This window comes from Streptomyces sp. RG80 (assembly GCF_040446465.1).
Taxonomy (GTDB): Bacteria; Actinomycetota; Actinomycetes; order Streptomycetales; family Streptomycetaceae; genus Streptomyces.
Genome location: NZ_JBEAAJ010000007.1, coordinates 1 through 16,670 on the forward strand (window position 1 = coordinate 1; position 16,670 = coordinate 16,670).

Genomic DNA, 16,670 nt, shown 5'->3' on the forward strand with positions numbered 1-16,670 from the left:
CGCCCCCCCCGGGGTGCGGGGTCGAAGGGGCGGCAGCCCCTGGAGGATGGGACGGGTAGGGGCGGCGGGGGCGAGAAAAACCGAGGGGCACCCCCAGCCGACCACACCGCCCCCCAACCCTCAGTCCCGAGGCGCCCCGGACGACCCCCGCACCATCAACTCCCCCCGAATCACAGCGATCCCCCCGGGCGGCGCCTCCTCCCGCCCCATAGCGATCCGCCCCGCCCGAGCCCCCGCCTCGGCCAACGGCAACCGCACCGTGGTCAACGCAGGCACAGCATCGATACTGAACGGCAGATCATCGAACCCGGCGACAGACACATCGTCCGGAATCCGCAGCCCCGAATCCCGCAGCGCGGCACTCGCCCCCAGCGCGACGGAGTCGTTCGCCGCCACCACCGCGGTCAGCGAAGGATCCCGCCGCAACAACTCCAGCGTCGCCTCGTACCCGGACCGCCGGTCGTACCGCCCGTGCACGGTCCAGCGCGGATCCTCCGAGATCCCCGCGTCGGCGAGCGCGACCCGGTGCCCCTCCAGCCGGTGCCGGGTCGTCGTCCGCTCCTCCGGCCCCGCGATATAGCCCAGCCGCCGGTGCCCGAGCCCGATCAGATGCTCCGTCAGCTCCCGCCCGCCCCCACGGTTGTCGAACGTCAGCGCGATCGCCGTGGTGTCCGGCGCCGGCGGCCGCCCGCACAGCACGACCCGCGTCCCCGCGTCCTCCAGCTTCCGCAGCTTCGCCGCGACCGCCGCCGCGTGCGGCGCGTCCTCGACCGCACCGCCCGTCAGCACGACGGCCGCCGCCCGCTGTCTCTGGAGCAGGGTCAGATACGTCAGCTCACGCTCGGGGGAGCCCCCGGTGTTGCAGGTCACCGCCAGCCGCTCACCGCCCGCGCGCCCGCCGGGCCCCCCGATCTCCGACTGGATCGCACTGGCCATGATCCCGAAGAAGGGGTCCGCGATGTCGTTGACGAGGATCCCGACCAGGTCGGAGGTGGCCGCGGCCAGTGAGCTCGCCGGCCCGTTCAGTACGTAGTCCAGTTCGTCCACGGCCCGCAGCACCCGCTCACGGGTGGATGCGGCCACGGGATAGTTCCCGTTCAGCACGCGCGACACCGTCGCGGGCGAGACCTGCGCGCGCGCCGCCACGTCCGCCAGGGTCACCGTCATCTCGTCGTCCTCCGGTCGCGCATCTCTTCGTACGTCGTCGTACGCCCACGTAGACAGGGCCGCCGTCGGCCACGGTTCCCAGTGGGTCGAGCAGACCTTACGGGGCAACGACCCCGTTGTTCGCCCCCTCGAACAACTCGACTCCGTCACGGTCTTGTCTGGACCGCTGGTCAGAGGCTAGCTTCTTCATAGATAGAAAGCGCTTGCTGTAACGCTCACCAGTCGAGGCGTACGCGGCGCGCACAACCGCGTACGGAATGCGCAGGCAAGCTGCGTACGACGCCTACGAAGGGATCGACGTGACACGCAAGACGGTGCGTATCGCCATGAACGGCGTGACCGGACGCATGGGCTACCGCCAGCACCTGGTCCGTTCCATCCTGGCCCTCCGCGAGCAGGGCGGCCTCGACCTCGGCGACGGCACCGTGCTGTGGCCGGAGCCGATCCTGCTCGGCCGCCGCGAACACGCGCTGAAGGCGCTCGCCGAGCAGCACGGCCTGGAGCACTGGTCGACGGACGTGGACGCGGTTCTCGCCGACGACAGTGTCGACATCTTCTTCGACGCCGCGATGACCTCGGGCCGCGAGGAGGTCCTCAAGAAGGCAATCGCCGCCGGCAAGCACGTCTACACCGAGAAGCCGACCGCGGTGGGCCTCGAAGGCGCCATCGAGCTGGCCCGGCTGGCGCGTGAGGCCGGCGTCAAGTCCGGCGTCGTGCAGGACAAGCTGTTCCTGCCCGGCCTGCTCAAGCTCAAGCGGCTCATCGACGGCGGCTTCTTCGGCCGGATCCTGTCCGTGCGCGGCGAGTTCGGCTACTGGGTCTTCGAGGGCGACTGGCAGGAGGCCCAGCGCCCGTCGTGGAACTACCGCGCGGAGGACGGCGGCGGCATCGTTGTCGACATGTTCCCGCACTGGGAGTACGTCCTGCACGAGCTGTTCGGCCGGGTGACCTCGGTGAACGCGCTGGCCACCACGCACGTCCCGACCCGCTGGGACGAGGACGGCAAGCCGTACGCCGCCACCGCCGACGACTCCGCCTACGGCATCTTCGAGATCGAGGGCGGTGTCGTCGCCCAGATCAACTCCAGCTGGGACGTGCGCGTCAACCGCGACGAGCTGGTCGAGTTCCAGGTGGACGGCACGGAGGGCTCGGCGGTCGCCGGTCTGCGCAACTGCCGTGTCCAGCACCGCAGCGCGACGCCGAAGCCGGTCTGGAACCCGGACCTGCCCGCCACCTACTCCTTCCGCGACCAGTGGCAGGAGGTCCCGGACAACACGGAGTTCGACAACGGCTTCAAGGTCCAGTGGGAGCTCTTCCTCAAGCACGTGTACGCCGGTGCCGACTACCACTGGGACCTGCTCGCCGGTGCGCGCGGTGTGCAGATGGCCGAGCTGGGCCTGAAGTCGTCCGCCGAGGGCCGCCGTCTCGACGTTCCGGAGATCTCGCTGTGACGATCCAACTCCCTGACTTCCAGGGCGGGTTCAGGGCGTACGAGCCCCGCACCGAGCCGTTCGCGGTGAAGACGGCCACGCCCTTCACCTCCCGTACGGTCTTCTCGGCGGCGCACGTCGTGGCGGACCCCTTCGCGGACACCACGCCCGACGCTCCCGCCGCCGTCGACTGGGACGCCACCCTCGCCTTCCGCCGCCATCTGTGGTCCCACGGGCTCGGTGTCGCCGAGGCGATGGACACCGCCCAGCGCGGCATGGGCCTGGACTGGGCGGGCGCGGCCGAGCTGATCCGCCGCAGCGCCGCCGAGGCCAAGTCGGTCGGCGGGCTCATCGCCTGCGGCGTCGGCACCGACCAGCTCACCGGCCCGGCGACCCTGGCGGAGGTCCGGGCGGCCTACGAGGAGCAGCTCGCCCTCGTCGAGGCGTCCGGCGCGCAGGCCATCCTGATGGCCTCCCGGGCGCTCGCGGCGGCGGCCAAGGGCCCCGAGGACTATCTGGAGGTCTACGGCCACCTGCTCCGCCAGGCCACCGAGCCGGTGATCCTGCACTGGCTCGGCCCGATGTTCGACCCGGCGCTGGAGGGCTACTGGGGGTCGAGCGACCTCGACGCGGCCACGGACGTGTTCCTCGAGGTCATCGCCGCCCACCCCGACAAGGTCGACGGCATCAAGGTCTCGCTCCTGGAGGCCCAGCGCGAGATCGACATCCGGCGCCGCCTCCCGCAGGGCGTGCGCTGCTACACCGGCGACGACTTCAACTACCCCGAGCTGATCGCGGGCGACGAGCAGGGGTTCAGCCACGCCCTGCTCGGCATCTTCGATCCGCTGGGCCCGCTGGCGGCCGAGGCGGTCCGCGTCCTGGACACCGGGAACACGGCGGGCTTCCGTGAACTCCTCGACCCCACCGTCGAGTTGTCCCGCCACCTCTTCCAGACGCCGACCCGCTTCTACAAGACCGGCGTGGTGTTCCTGGCGTGGCTCGCGGGCCACCAGAGCCACTTCACGATGGTCGGCGGCCTCCAGTCGGCCCGCTCCCTCCCGCACTTCGCCCGCGCCTACGAACTCGCCGACGGTCTGGGCCTGTTCCCGGACCCGAAGCTGGCGGAGGAGCGCATGAAGATCCTGCTCTCGCTGTACGGAGTGAACCAGTGACCGCGACCGGCGACCTCGCCCGCTTCTCCATCAACCAGATGACGGTCAAGCAGCTGTCGATGCCGGAACTGGCCGACGCCTGCGGCCAGTTGGGCATCACCAACGTCGGTCTGTGGCGCGAGCCCGTCCAGACGTACGGCCTGGAGGCCACGGCCAAGCTGGTCCGCGACGCGGGCCTGACCGTCACCACGCTGTGCCGTGGCGGCTTCTTCACGGCCATCGACGCGGCCGAGCGGGCCGCGGCCCTCGACGACAACCGGCGGGCGGTCGACGAGGCGGCGACGCTGGGCACGGACACCCTGGTACTGGTCTCCGGCGGCCTCCCGGCCGGCTCCAAGGACCTGCACGGCGCCCGAGAGCGCATCGCGGACGCCCTGTCGGTGCTGGGCCCGTACGCCGAGGAGCGCGGTGTGAAGCTGGCCATCGAGCCGCTGCACCCGATGTACGCCTCGGACCGCTGCGTGGTCTCCACGCTCAAGCAGGCCCTGGACCTCGCGGAACGCTTCCCGGCGCACCAGGTCGGCGTCACCGTCGACACGTACCACATCTGGTGGGACGACGACGCCCCCGCGCAGATCGCCCGCGCGGGTGCCGCCGGCCGTATCCACACCTTCCAGCTCGCCGACTGGACCACCCCGCTGCCCGAGGGCGTCCTCAACGGCCGCGGCCAGATCGGCGACGGCGCGATCGACATGCGCGAGTGGCAGAACTACGTCGAGGCGGCGGGCTACACCGGCGCCATCGAGGTCGAGCTCTTCAACGACGACCTGTGGGCACGGGACGGCCGCGAGGTACTGGCGGAGACGGCGGCACGGTTCGTGGAGCACGTCGTGCGGTAGCGAATCGCGTGACGCGCGAACGCCTCGCATCGGCTCACGGTTCGGTGCGAGGCGTCTCCATGTGCGCGTCACCGTCGCCTGTCGGGCATACGTCGTGATCGACGCCAAGTGTTGGCCTGCGTTGCCGCCCGAACCGCTCAGGACGCCGCGTCCGGCCCCTGGTTCACCTGCTGACCGAGGGCGTGCCCTCCGGGGCCTTGAGCAGGCCCTGCGGCAGATACGCGGATCGCACGGCCAGGTCCCACCCGTGCACCTGGACAGCGAGGGCGGCCAGGGCGATCGTCTTCTGCGGGAGCAGACCGCGGGGTGCCCCGTCGGGGGACGCGCTCTGCCTGTGCAGCGTCAGCCGATGCACCAGGGCCTCTTCGAAGGCCGTCTGATCGTCCTCGAGGAGCACGCGCAGCAGTCGCTGATCCGGCGTCAGGTCACCGAGCGCGTTCAGGCGCAGAGCCCCGTCCAGACGCTCGTCGACCTCCGGCATGCACAACGCCACCGACGGCCAGTCCCGGGGCAGGTGACCGTCGGCCTGCGCCAGGTAGCACACCAGGGTGTCCATCTCCGCCAGCTCGCCCGGATCCGACTCCGACTCCAACTTCGAGTACGGCACTCCCTCGTTGATCGTGGAAGCGTGGTCGCGCAGCAACAGCCCGACGGGGTCGTCCTTCTCCCACACCATGCCGCTGATCACGCCCAGAGCGAAGGCGTCCAGCCAGTGCTCCGCGGTGGACGCGTGTTCCACCACGGACTCGAAGTCCTTGTCCTCGCTGCTGATGCTCTCGTTGAGCAGAGAGAACGTGATCTTCTGGTCGCCGTTGGGATAGCTGCCGAGGTCCAGGAATCCCAGGGCGCACTCCGCCGCGGTACGCAGGGCCGTGCGGGAGGGGACGGTGTCGAGCCGGGGGTCCTCCGTCACGGAGCGGGCGGCGAGGTGATCGAGGAGATCGTCGCGCAGCGCCCGCAACTCCGCATCGGAGTAGCAGTCGTACTGCATGGTGTGCCAGCGGTTGAAGGCCCGCCTCCGGATGTCGTCCAGGGCCCGCTCGATACCCCGCTCGCTCACGTCGTGCCGGGCCACTTCCTTGATCGTCATGGTCGTCATCCTGGCAGGCACCACTGACAGCGCGGGCGCCCGGCCCTGCGTGAAAAAATTCTGAGAACGCCGTACAACCCTCCCCCCACCTCGCGGGTCGTACTTGGCATCAGGGCTTCTGGGGAGGGGATCTGGGGGGATCGCGGGGGTTCTGATACGGAGGGGAAACCCGAGGGGGCCTGGTCGACGGACCAGGCCCCCTCGAAGCTTGTCAGGGTGTCGCTAGAAGAACACGCCACACCTGAGCAGCACATTCGCGTACGGCCGTGCCTCGCCGGTCCGCACCACCAGCCGCGCGCCCGCCGAGAGCTCCTTGAGCCGCTCGTGCGACACGAAGTCCAGGCCGCCCTCGCCGAAGTGCCCGTCCAGCAGCTTCGCCGCCGCCGGATTGGCGTCCCGTACCTCCGTGGCCGCCGTCGCCCCCTCCACGACCAGCTCGGCGAGCAGCCCCTCCACCACCTCGGCGAAGGACGGCACCCCGGCCCGGAACGCGAGGTCGACGACGCGGGGGCCGTCGGGTATCGGCATACCGGCGTCGCAGACCAGCACCCCGTCACCATGCCCCAACTCGGCGAGCGCACCGGAGAGATGACGGTTCAGGATTCCCGCCTTCTTCACGGCGCCTCGACCTCCGCCGCGGTGGGGAAGGACGCCTGCGCGCCCTCCTTCGTGACGGCCGCCGCGCCGACCCGGGCCGCGTACGCCGCCGCCTCCGTCAGTGAGGCACCGGCGCCGAGCCGGTAGGCCAGCGCCGCGGTGAACGCGTCGCCCGCACCCGTGGTGTCCACGGCGTCGACCTTCACCGCCGCCACTCGCGACACGCCCTCCGACGACGCCACCAGCGCGCCCTGCGAGCCCAGTGTCACGACCACCGACCGCGGCCCCTTCGCGAGCAGGATCCGCGCCCAGTCCTCGGGCTCGTCCCCGACCGCGGAGTCACCGAGGATCACCTTCGCCTCGTGCTCGTTGACGATCAGCGGGTCACAGGCGGCCAGCACCTCCGTGGGCAACGGCCGCGGTGGCGACGGGTTCAGCACGAAACGGCTGTCCGGCGCCAGGTTCCGCACCACCTCCACGACCGTCTCCAGCGGGATCTCCAACTGGGCGGAGACCACCCGCGAGGCGTGGAAGAGGCTGCCCGCGGCCCGTACGTCCGCCGGGGTCAGCCGGCCGTTGGCGCCCGGCGAGACCACGATGCTGTTGTCCCCCGACGGGTCCACCGTGATCAGCGCGACCCCGGTCGGCGCCCCACCGACCAGCACGCCCACGGTGTCGACCCCGGCCGAGCGCTGCGAGTCCAGCAGCAGCCGGCCGTACGCGTCGTCGCCGACCCGGGCGAGCAGGGCCGTGGCGGCACCCAGCCGGGCGGCCGCGACCGCCTGGTTCGCGCCCTTGCCGCCCGGGTGGACGGCCAGATCGGAGCCGAGCACGGTCTCCCCGGCCCCCGGCCGGCGCTCGACACCGATCACCAGGTCGGCGTTGGCCGACCCTACGACCAGGAGGTCGTAGTCGTACATGAAGATGCTCCCCTAGTAAGTGGCTTCGGACGGGCGGCTCCCCGAGGGGAACCGCCCGTCCGCCCGTCTCAGCCCGCGAAGTCGGCCACGTTCTCCTTCGTGACCACCTTCACCGGCACCATCACCGACTTGGCGACCTTCTCGCCCTCGGCGGCCTTCACCGCGTTCTGTACGGCGATCTTGCCGAGTTCCGCCGGCTGCTGCGCCACCGACGCGTACAGCGTGCCTGCCTTGACGGCTTCGAGGCCGTCCGTGGTTCCGTCGAAGCCGATGACCTGGACGGACTTTCCGGCCTTGGAGCCGAGCGCCTTGAGCGCGCCGAGGGCCATCTCGTCGTTCTCCGCGAAGACACCGGAGATGTCCGGGTTGGCCTGGAGCATGTTGGTCATGACGTCCAGGCCCTTGGTGCGGTCCCAGTCGGCGGGCTGCTTGGCGACGACCTCGATACCCGGGTAGGCCTTGAGCCCCTCGGCGAAACCGGCGCCGCGCTCCCGGCTGGCGGAGGTGCCGGCCATGCCCTGGAGGATCACGATCTTGCCCTTGCCGCCCAGCTTCTCGGCGAGCGACTTGGCGGCGAGCTTGCCGCCGGCGGTGTTGTCGGAGGCGACGAGGGCCGCGGTGCTCGCGTTGTTGACCGCGCGGTCGACGGCCACCAGCGGGATGTCCGCCTTGTTGACGGCCTTCGCCGCCGGGGTCACCGCGTCGGAGTCCACCGGGTTGACGATGATCGTGCCGAGACCCGAACTGGTGAAGTTCTCCAGCTGGTTGGCCTGCTGCGAGGCGTCGTTCTGCGCGTCCGTGACGGTCAGGTCCACGCCCAGCTTCTTCGCCTCGGCCTGCGCACCGGCGCGGATCGACACGAAGAACGGGTTGTTGAGCGTCGACAGGGACAGCCCGATCTTCTGCGACTTCCCCGCGTCCGAGGAGCCACTGTGCAGGAAGGACGTGGCCCCGACGATCGCCACCGCCACCACTGCGGCGAGGAGGTAAGTGGCCGCCTGCCTGCCCTTGTTGCCGGTCCCACTGGCCGTGACCGGGGTCGCCCCGGCCTTGCGCCGCACGGTGTCCAGCAGGACGGCGAGCGCGATGACGACACCGATGACGACCTGCTGCCAGAAGGCGGACACGGAGAGCAGGTTGAGGCCGTTCCTGAGCACCGCCAGGATCAGCGCGCCGATCAGCGTGCCGGACGCCTTGCCCGTGCCACCGGCCAGCGAGGCTCCGCCGATGACGACCGCGGCGATCGCGTCCAGCTCGTAGCCCTGCGCGGCCTGCGGCTGCGCGGAGGAGAGCCGGGAGGCGAGCACGATGCCCGCGGCGGCGGCGAACAGACCGGAGAAGGCGTAGATCGCGAGCTTCTGCCGCTTCACCCGCAGCCCGGAGAGCCGGGCCGCCTCCTCGTTGCCGCCGATCGCGTACATCGAGCGGCCGATGTACGTCCGGCCCAGCACGAACGCCGTGAGCAGACCCATGACCAGCATCACGAGCACCGGCACCGGCAGCCAGCCGCCGAGGGTGTCGCCGAGGTGCGAGACGGAGTCGGGGAAGGCGATGGGGGAGCCCTGCGAGATCACCAGCGACAGACCGCGGGCCACCGACAGCATGGCGAGCGTGGCGATGAACGGCGGCAGCTTCCCGTACGAGATCAGGAAGCCGTTGACCAGGCCGCAGGCTATGCCGGTCGCGACGGCGAGGAGGACAGCCAGGGCGACCGGCATGCCTTCCGAAGTCGCGCTCCAGGCGAGGACGGTGGCGGAGAGGGCGGCGACCGAACCGACCGAGAGGTCGATGCCCGCCGAGACGATCACGAAGGTGACGCCGAAGGCGAGGATGGCGGTCACGGCCGCCTGGACGCCGACGTTGAGCAGGTTGTCCGTCGTCAGGAAGTCGCCGGACAGTGCCGACATGGCGATGACGAGGACGATCAGCGCGGTGAGCGCGCCGTTGTCGAGGAGGAGGCGGCGAAGCCCCGAGGCGCCACTCGCGCCCGTCGTGCTCTTGAGCGTGTCAGTGGCCACGGGTGGCCTCCGTTTCGGTCTTCTCGTTCGTGGGGTTGCTGACGGCGAGGGCCATCACGGCGTCCTGCGAGGCCTCGTCGGCGGAGAGTTCACCCGCGATCCGGCCCTGGGCCATGACCAGGACCCGGTCGCTCATGCCGAGCACCTCGGGCAGATCGCTGGAGATCATGAGGACGGCGGCGCCCGCGGCCGTCAGTTCGTTGATGAGCTGGTAGATCTCGACCTTGGCGCCGACGTCGATACCGCGCGTCGGCTCGTCGAGGATCAGCACCTTGGTGTCGGCGAGCAGCCACTTGCCGATGACGACCTTCTGCTGGTTGCCGCCGGAGAGCGTGCGCACATGCTGCTGGAGCCCGGCCATCCGTACGCCCAGCTGCTCGGCGATCCGGGCCGCGTTCTCCCGCTGCCCCTTCAGATCGACGAGCCCCGCGCGCGTGGCCGAACGCAGCGTCACCAGACCGAGGTTCTCCTCCACGGAGGCGTCCAGGACGAGCCCCTGGCCCTTGCGGTCCTCGGGGATGAGCCCGATCCCGGCCGCCATGGCGGAGTTGACGTCATGCCCCTTCAGCGGCGCCCCGGCGACCTTCACGGTGCCCTTGTCGTACGGGTCGGCGCCGAACACGGCCCGCACGACCTCGGTACGACCGGCGCCGACCAGCCCGGCGATGCCGACGACCTCACCGGCGTGCACCCGGAAGCTGACGTCGTGGAAGACCCCGTCGCGGGTGAGCCCCTCGACGGAGAGCAGCGCGTCGCCCTTCTCCGGCACCTCACGCGGGTACTGCTGCTCGATCGAGCGCCCCACCATGAGCCGTACGAGTTCGTCCTCGGGAGTCGACGCCGGCACCTGCCCGACGGACCTGCCGTCGCGGATGACCGTGACCCGGTCGCCGAGGGCGGCGATCTCCTCGAGGTGGTGGGTGATGAAGACGATGCCCACGCCGTCCTCGCGCAGCTTGCGCACGATGGCGAAGAGCTTGTCGACCTCCTCGGAGGTGAGCACGGCGGTCGGCTCGTCCATGATCAGCACGCGCGCGTCCAGGCTGAGCGCCTTGGCGATCTCGACCATCTGGAGGCGCGCGATGCCGAGTTCGCGGACACGCGTGCGTGGCGAGACGCTGACCCCGACGCGCTTCAGCAGCACCTCGGCGTCGGCCTCCATCCTCTTCCGGTCGATCATGCCGAGGCGGCGCGGCTGGCGCCCCAGGAAGATGTTCTCGGCGACCGTGAGGTCGGGCACGAGGTTGAACTCCTGGTAGATGGTGGCGATCCCGAGGCGCTCGGAGTCCTGCGCGCCATGGATGCGCACCTCCTCACCACCGGCCAGGATCCGCCCGCCATCGGGCGTGTAGGCGCCGGAGAGCATCTTGATGAGGGTGCTCTTGCCCGCGCCGTTCTCACCGAGGAGGACATGCACCTCGCCACGGCGCAGATCGAAGTCGACGCCGTCCAGCGCGACCACGCCCGGGAAGGTCTTCCTTATGCCCTCGATGCGCAGCAACTCGTCCTGGTTGCTCACGACTGGCTCCTGTTCTGTGCGGAGGCCGACTCGGGGGAAGCCGGCCGCTCGCCGCACGAGCGGCGTACGACGAGACGGGCGGGGAGGGTGACGGACTGCGGGGGCCGTCCCTCGATGCGGTCGACGAGCGCGCGCACGGCGGCCCGGCCCAGCTCGCCCGTGGGCTGGGCGACCGCGGTGATCGGTGGATCGGTGTGCACGAACCACGGGATGTCGTCGAACGCGGCGAGCCCGATGTCCTCCGGAACCCGCAGCCCACGCGCGCGTACGGCGTCCAGGGCGCCGAGCGCCATCAGGTTGTCGGCCGCGAAGACGACCTCGGGCGGCTCGGGCAGGTCGAGGAAGCCCTCGGTGACCCGCCGGCCGCTCTCGGCCTGGAAGTCGCCCTGCCCTATGTAGGTGTCGGGGAGTTCGAGACCGTGCGCGTGCAGCGCCTCCCGGAAGGCGTCCACGCGCTCGCGGCCGGTGGTGGTGGCCGCCGGGCCCGCGATGATGGCGAGCCTGCGGTGCCCGAGCGCGTGCAGATGCGCGACGAGATCGCGCACGGCGTCCCGCCCGTCGGATCGGACGACGGGCACATCGACGCCGGGGATCCACCGGTCCACGAAGACCATCGGGGTGCCCCCGCGCGCGGCGTCCAGCATCAGCGGGGAGCCGCCGTCGGTGGGGGAGACGAGGAGGCCGTCGATACGGCGGTCCAGCAGGGTCCGTACGTGGTGGTCCTGGAGGTCGGGCCGTTCGTCGGCGTTGCCGATGATCACGCTGTACCCCAGCGCGCGGGCCTCCTCCTCGACGGAGCGGGCCAGCTCGGTGAAGTAGGGGTTCATCACGTCGCTGATGACCAGGCCGAGGGTGCGGGTCTGGTCGGTGCGCAGCGACCGGGCGACGGCGTTCGGGCGGTAGCCCAGCGTCTCGACAGCGGCCAGCACACGGGTGCGTGCGTCCTCGCTGACCGACGGATGGTCGTTCAGGACGCGCGACACCGTGGCGACGGAGACCCCCGCCTCGGCAGCGACGTCCTTGATGCTCGCCATCGCCGCTCCACCTCCTCGTGGAATCGATTACACGACTTCGTGTACCGAGGATTGGAATCGATTACACGACTGTTGACAAGACCCCGAGACCGGATCGTGATGTCCTGGAGGAGTGGGGGGCCGCTTCCTCGAGGAGGAGCCATGACAGCTGCGGCGCGGAACGACGTACCCATAGCGATGGAAGGCGGCGGGGTGGAAGTGCGCACCCGGCCGATCGGCGGCGGCCTGTCCGTCGGCTACTTCCGGCTGCCCGAGGGCACGGACATGGGCCCGGCCCTGAAGGGCATGCCCGACGACGCCTGCCAGTGCCCGCACTGGGGCTACCTGCTGAAGGGCCGGCTGCGGATGCTCACGCCGGACGGAGAGGAGATCTACGAGGCGGGCCAGGCCTACTACTGGGCGCCCGGCCATGTCCCCCTCGCCCTGGAGGACTGCGAGTTCGTGGAGTTCTCCCCGACGGAGGAGTTCGAGACGGTGATCAACCACGTGAAGTCACAAGCCGGCTGACCTGTCAGTGCCGACCGGTACCGTCGGATCATGTCCAATCTGACGGTGGGTGGGGGCGGCGGCGAACGCCGACTCGCCGTGCTCGAGGGCGTACTGGAGCGGATCACGTACGCCAACGAGGAGAACGGCTACACGGTCGCCCGCGTCGACACCGGCCGGGGCGGCGGCGATCTGCTGACCGTCGTCGGCGCGCTGCTCGGCGCCCAGGTGGGGGAGTCCCTGCGGATGGAGGGCCGCTGGGGCTCCCACCCGCAGTACGGCAAGCAGTTCACCGTCGAGAACTACACGACGGTCCTGCCCGCCACCGTCCAGGGCATCCGCCGCTACCTCGGCTCGGGCCTGGTCAAGGGCATCGGCCCCGTCTTCGCCGACCGCATCACCCAGCACTTCGGCCTGGACACCCTCCAGATCATCGAGGAGGAGCCCAAGCGGCTCATCGAGGTCCCCGGCCTCGGCCCCAAGCGGACCAGGAAGATCGCCGACGCCTGGGAGGAGCAGAAGGCGATCAAGGAGGTCATGCTCTTCCTCCAGACCGTGGAGGTCTCCACCTCCATCGCCGTGCGGATCTACAAGAAGTACGGCGACGCCTCCATCTCCGTCGTGAAGAACCAGCCCTACCGCCTCGCCTCCGACGTCTGGGGCATCGGCTTCCTCACCGCCGACAAGATCGCCCAGTCCGTCGGCATCCCGCACGACAGCCCGGAGCGCGTCAAGGCGGGCCTGCAGTACGCGCTGTCGCAGTCCGCCGACCAGGGGCACTGCTATCTCCCCGAGGAGAAGCTGATCGCCGACGCGGTGAAGCTGCTCCAGGTCGACACCGGCCTGGTCATCGAGTGCCTCGCCGAACTGGCGGCGCCCCCCGAGGAGGGCGAGGACCCCGGCGTCGTACGAGAGAAGGTCCCCGGGGAGCACGGCGAGGCGGTCACCGCGATCTACCTCGTCCCCTTCCACCGCGCCGAACTCTCCCTCTCCGCCCAGCTGTTGCGCCTGCTGCGCACCGACGAGGACCGCATGCCCGGCTTCCGTGACGTGGCCTGGGACAAGGCGCTGAGCTGGCTCAAGGGCCGCACCGGCGCCGACCTCGCCCCCGAGCAGGAGGCCGCCGTGAAACTGGCGCTCACCGAGAAGGTCGCCGTCCTCACCGGCGGCCCCGGCTGCGGCAAGTCCTTCACGGTCCGCTCGATCGTGGAGCTCGCCCGGGCCAGGAAGGCCAGGGTCGTCCTCGCCGCCCCCACCGGACGCGCCGCCAAGCGTCTGGCCGAGCTCACCGGCGCCGAGGCCTCCACCGTCCACCGCCTGCTGGAGCTCAAGCCCGGCGGCGACGCGGCCTACGACAAGGACCGCCCCCTCCAGGCCGACCTGGTCGTGGTCGACGAGGCGTCCATGCTGGACCTGCTGCTCGCCAACAAGCTGGTGAAGGCGGTCCCGCCGGGCGCACATCTGCTGTTCGTCGGTGACGTGGACCAGTTGCCGAGCGTCGGCGCCGGGGAGGTCCTGCGCGACCTCCTCGCCGACGGCAGCCCCATCCCCGCCGTACGCCTCACGCGCGTGTTCCGTCAGGCCCAGCAGTCCGGCGTCGTCACCAACGCCCACCGGATCAACGCCGGGCAGCACCCCGTCACCGACGGCATGAAGGACTTCTTCCTCTTCGTCGAGGACGAGACGGAGGAGGCCGGCCGGCTCACCGTGGACGTCGCCGCCCGGCGAATTCCGGCCAAGTTCGGGCTCGACCCGCGCCGCGACGTCCAGGTCCTGGCCCCCATGCACCGCGGCCCCGCGGGCGCCGGCACCCTCAACGGCCTGTTGCAGCAGGCCATCACGCCAGGGCGCCCCGATCTGCCCGAGAAGCGGTTCGGCGGCAGGGTCTTCCGCGTCGGCGACAAGGTCACCCAGATTCGCAACAATTACGAGAAGGGCGAGAACGGCGTCTTCAACGGCACCGTGGGCGTCGTCACCTCGCTCGACCCGGTGGAGCAGCGCCTCACGGTACTGACGGACGAGGACGAGGAGGTGCCGTACGAATTCGACGAACTGGACGAACTGGCCCATGCGTACGCGGTGACGATTCACCGCTCCCAGGGCAGTGAATATCCCGCCGTCGTGATCCCCGTCACGACCGGAGCATGGATGATGCTTCAACGGAACCTGCTCTACACGGCGGTCACCCGGGCCAAGAAGCTGGTCGTCCTGGTCGGTTCACGCAAGGCGATCGGTCAGGCGGTGCGGACGGTGTCGGCAGGACGGCGCTGTACCGCTCTCGACTTCCGCCTCTCACCGCGCCCCCTGCGGGAGTGAGGTGGGACGCGGTGCCACGCAACGCGAAAAATGATCGATCAAATGAGTCACGAAGGTCACAGAGCCCTTCCGGAACCGGGTCGGGGAGGGGCAGGATGGACAAGTTGGCGGCACTGAGTGCCGCCAATAGGCCCAATGGTCGACCCCCAGTGCACTCTCCTGCGCCGAATGGGGGATGGTAGAGACAGTCAGGGCAACCTCGAAGATGAGGCACAACGTCGGGTGAGGGAAGACGTGAGCGACAACTCTGTAGTACTGCGGTACGGCGACGGCGAGTACACCTACCCGGTGATCGACAGCACCGTCGGCGACAAGGGCTTCGACATCGGCAAGCTCCGCGCCCAGACCGGTCTGGTGACGCTGGACAGTGGCTACGGCAACACCGCGGCCTATAAATCCGCCGTCACCTACCTCGACGGCGAGGCGGGCATCCTCCGGTACCGCGGCTACCCGATCGAGCAGCTGGCCGAGCGCTCCACCTTCCTGGAGGTGGCCTACCTGCTGATCAACGGTGAGCTGCCGACCGTCGACGAGCTCTCGGTGTTCAAGAACGAGATCACGCAGCACACCCTGCTGCACGAGGACGTCAAGAACTTCTACCGTGGCTTCCCGCGCGACGCCCACCCGATGGCCATGCTGTCGTCGGTCGTCAGCGCCCTGTCGACGTTCTACCAGGACAGCCACAACCCGTTCGACGAGAACCAGCGCAACCTCTCGACGATCCGGCTGCTCGCCAAGCTTCCGACCATCGCCGCGTACGCGTACAAGAAGTCGATCGGTCACCCGTTCGTCTACCCGCGCAACGACCTCGGTTACGTCGAGAACTTCCTGCGCATGACCTTCTCGGTGCCGGCCCAGGAGTACGAGCTGGACCCGGTCGTCGTCTCGGCGCTCGACAAGCTCCTCATCCTGCACGCCGACCATGAGCAGAACTGTTCGACCTCGACGGTCCGCCTGGTCGGCTCGTCCCAGGCGAACATGTTCGCGTCGATCTCGGCCGGCATCTCCGCCCTGTGGGGCCCGCTGCACGGCGGCGCCAACCAGTCCGTCCTGGAGATGCTCGAGGGCATCCAGGCCAACGGCGGCGACGTCGACTCCTTCATCCGCAAGGTGAAGAACAAGGAGGACGGCGTCCGCCTGATGGGCTTCGGCCACCGGGTGTACAAGTCCTTCGACCCGCGCGCGAAGATCATCAAGGCCGCCGCGCACGACGTCCTCTCGGCCCTCGGCAAGTCCGACGAGCTGCTGGACATCGCCCTGAAGCTGGAGGAGCACGCGCTCTCCGACGACTACTTCGTCTCGCGCAACCTCTATCCCAACGTCGACTTCTACACCGGCCTCATCTACCGGGCCATGGGCTTCCCGACCGAGATGTTCACGGTCCTCTTCGCCCTCGGCCGCCTCCCGGGCTGGATCGCCCAGTGGCACGAGATGATCAAGGAGCCCGGCTCCCGCATCGGCCGCCCCCGCCAGATCTACACGGGCGTGGTCGAGCGCGACTTCGTCCCGGTCGAGGAGCGCTGACACCTGCCGGTGAGGGGGCGCCGTTGTGCAGGTGCCCCGTCGCCGGGCGGATCTTCCCTGGTTGCGCGGGCGTGGTGAGCCTGATTGCGGCCGGGGGTCCGGGGGTTGTCCCCCGGGTGAGTGCTGCCACGAGCGTCGTCGAGCGCGACTTCGTCCCGGTCGAGGAGCGCTAGGCGCTCCGCTGGAAGGGCCGGGGGTGCTGTGGTCACCTGCGGCGCCGTCGTGGCTGGTCGGCAGTTCCCCGCGCCCCTTAGGGCGTTTTGGGCCCCGTATGCCGGATTCGGCTGCGGGGTCCTTCCTGTGCGCGCGGTGAAAGAAGAAGGCGCCCTGGCGCCAGTCCCCCCACGGGCCGACGTCCAGGGCGCCTTCCCATGTCCCGGTGCGGATTCCCCCCACGGGATCCGGCCGGGCGTCTGAGAGAGCAGCGCCTGAATTCGCTGTCTTTCGGTACTGCCAGGTACTGCTGGGTGGTGCCGTTGAGCAGAACGAGCAAAAGTCGCCGTACTACTCCTGTGTGCGATCTGCCGGGACGCGCACGGTCGGGAGGGCCGCTCAAAG

General features: G+C 70.0%; 13 protein-coding genes. 6 read left to right on the forward strand and 7 right to left on the reverse strand.

Annotation, left to right across the window (positions count from 1 at the left end):
- Positions 1–120 precede the first annotated feature (120 nt).
- Positions 121–1,167: a LacI family DNA-binding transcriptional regulator gene (locus ABKA17_RS23835; RefSeq protein WP_353694242.1), complete on the reverse strand. Its 1,047-nt coding sequence runs from the start codon at positions 1,165–1,167 to the stop codon at positions 121–123.
- Between the two features lie 299 nt (positions 1,168–1,466).
- Here ABKA17_RS23835 and ABKA17_RS23840 point away from each other — a divergent pair, with 299 nt between their 5' ends.
- The 3 genes from ABKA17_RS23840 to ABKA17_RS23850 are packed head-to-tail and all read left to right on the forward strand — an operon-like array spanning position 1,467 to position 4,608.
- Positions 1,467–2,618 carry a Gfo/Idh/MocA family protein gene (locus ABKA17_RS23840; RefSeq protein WP_353694784.1) on the forward strand — a complete coding sequence of 384 codons (1,152 nt, stop codon included), beginning with the start codon at positions 1,467–1,469 and terminating at the stop codon, positions 2,616–2,618.
- Positions 2,615–3,769 carry a dihydrodipicolinate synthase family protein gene (locus ABKA17_RS23845; RefSeq protein WP_353694243.1) on the forward strand — a complete coding sequence of 385 codons (1,155 nt, stop codon included), beginning with the start codon at positions 2,615–2,617 and terminating at the stop codon, positions 3,767–3,769. Before ABKA17_RS23840 ends, ABKA17_RS23845 begins: the two co-directional genes overlap by 4 nt.
- A gap of 38 nt (positions 3,770–3,807) precedes the next feature.
- A complete protein-coding gene (locus ABKA17_RS23850) occupies positions 3,808–4,608 on the forward strand; it encodes a sugar phosphate isomerase/epimerase family protein (RefSeq protein WP_353694785.1) in 801 nt (266 codons plus the stop codon).
- A gap of 163 nt (positions 4,609–4,771) precedes the next feature.
- Here ABKA17_RS23850 and ABKA17_RS23855 read toward each other — a convergent pair whose 3' ends face one another.
- The 6 genes from ABKA17_RS23855 to ABKA17_RS23880 form a co-directional block, all read right to left on the reverse strand.
- Positions 4,772–5,698, reverse strand: a complete 927-nt coding sequence (locus ABKA17_RS23855) for an immunity 49 family protein (protein ID WP_353694244.1) — start codon at positions 5,696–5,698, stop codon at positions 4,772–4,774.
- Positions 5,699–5,920: 222 nt separating this feature from the next.
- Positions 5,921–6,316, reverse strand: coding sequence for a D-ribose pyranase (gene rbsD, locus ABKA17_RS23860; protein ID WP_353694245.1), 396 nt, complete (start codon positions 6,314–6,316; stop codon positions 5,921–5,923).
- Positions 6,313–7,215 carry a ribokinase gene (locus ABKA17_RS23865; protein ID WP_353694246.1) on the reverse strand — a complete coding sequence of 301 codons (903 nt, stop codon included), beginning with the start codon at positions 7,213–7,215 and terminating at the stop codon, positions 6,313–6,315. The genes rbsD and ABKA17_RS23865 overlap by 4 nt, the downstream gene beginning before the upstream one ends.
- 68 nt (positions 7,216–7,283) lie before the next feature.
- Positions 7,284–9,233, reverse strand: coding sequence for an ABC transporter permease/substrate-binding protein (locus ABKA17_RS23870; protein WP_353694247.1), 1,950 nt, complete (start codon positions 9,231–9,233; stop codon positions 7,284–7,286).
- Positions 9,223–10,752: a sugar ABC transporter ATP-binding protein gene (locus ABKA17_RS23875; RefSeq protein ID WP_353694248.1), complete on the reverse strand. Its 1,530-nt coding sequence runs from the start codon at positions 10,750–10,752 to the stop codon at positions 9,223–9,225. The genes ABKA17_RS23870 and ABKA17_RS23875 overlap by 11 nt, the downstream gene beginning before the upstream one ends.
- A complete protein-coding gene (locus tag ABKA17_RS23880; protein WP_353694249.1) occupies positions 10,749–11,786 on the reverse strand; it encodes a LacI family DNA-binding transcriptional regulator in 1,038 nt (345 codons plus the stop codon). Before ABKA17_RS23880 ends, ABKA17_RS23875 begins: the two co-directional genes overlap by 4 nt.
- A 141-nt stretch (positions 11,787–11,927) precedes the next feature.
- Here ABKA17_RS23880 and ABKA17_RS23885 point away from each other — a divergent pair, with 141 nt between their 5' ends.
- The 3 genes from ABKA17_RS23885 (at position 11,928) to ABKA17_RS23895 (ending at position 16,112) form a co-directional block, all read left to right on the forward strand.
- On the forward strand, positions 11,928–12,293 hold the full coding sequence (locus ABKA17_RS23885; protein ID WP_353694250.1) for a cupin domain-containing protein: 366 nt from the start codon (positions 11,928–11,930) through the stop codon (positions 12,291–12,293).
- Between the two features lie 30 nt (positions 12,294–12,323).
- Positions 12,324–14,588 carry an SF1B family DNA helicase RecD2 gene (recD2, locus tag ABKA17_RS23890; protein WP_353694251.1) on the forward strand — a complete coding sequence of 755 codons (2,265 nt, stop codon included), beginning with the start codon at positions 12,324–12,326 and terminating at the stop codon, positions 14,586–14,588.
- 234 nt (positions 14,589–14,822) lie between these two features.
- A complete protein-coding gene (locus ABKA17_RS23895) occupies positions 14,823–16,112 on the forward strand; it encodes a citrate synthase (protein WP_353694252.1) in 1,290 nt (429 codons plus the stop codon).
- Positions 16,113–16,670 lie beyond the last annotated feature (558 nt).

Coding starts and splice junctions, on each gene's coding strand:
- ABKA17_RS23880 (WP_353694249.1), bottom strand. CDS start 11,786: ATGGCGAGCATCAAGGACGTCGCTGCCGAGGCGGGGGTCTCCGTCGCC.
- ABKA17_RS23865 (WP_353694246.1), bottom strand. CDS start 7,215: ATGTACGACTACGACCTCCTGGTCGTAGGGTCGGCCAACGCCGACCTG.
- ABKA17_RS23885 (WP_353694250.1), top strand. CDS start 11,928: ATGACAGCTGCGGCGCGGAACGACGTACCCATAGCGATGGAAGGCGGC.
- ABKA17_RS23855 (WP_353694244.1), bottom strand. CDS start 5,698: ATGACGATCAAGGAAGTGGCCCGGCACGACGTGAGCGAGCGGGGTATC.
- ABKA17_RS23835 (WP_353694242.1), bottom strand. CDS start 1,167: ATGACGGTGACCCTGGCGGACGTGGCGGCGCGCGCGCAGGTCTCGCCC.
- recD2 (WP_353694251.1), top strand. CDS start 12,324: ATGTCCAATCTGACGGTGGGTGGGGGCGGCGGCGAACGCCGACTCGCC.
- ABKA17_RS23850 (WP_353694785.1), top strand. CDS start 3,808: ATGACGGTCAAGCAGCTGTCGATGCCGGAACTGGCCGACGCCTGCGGC.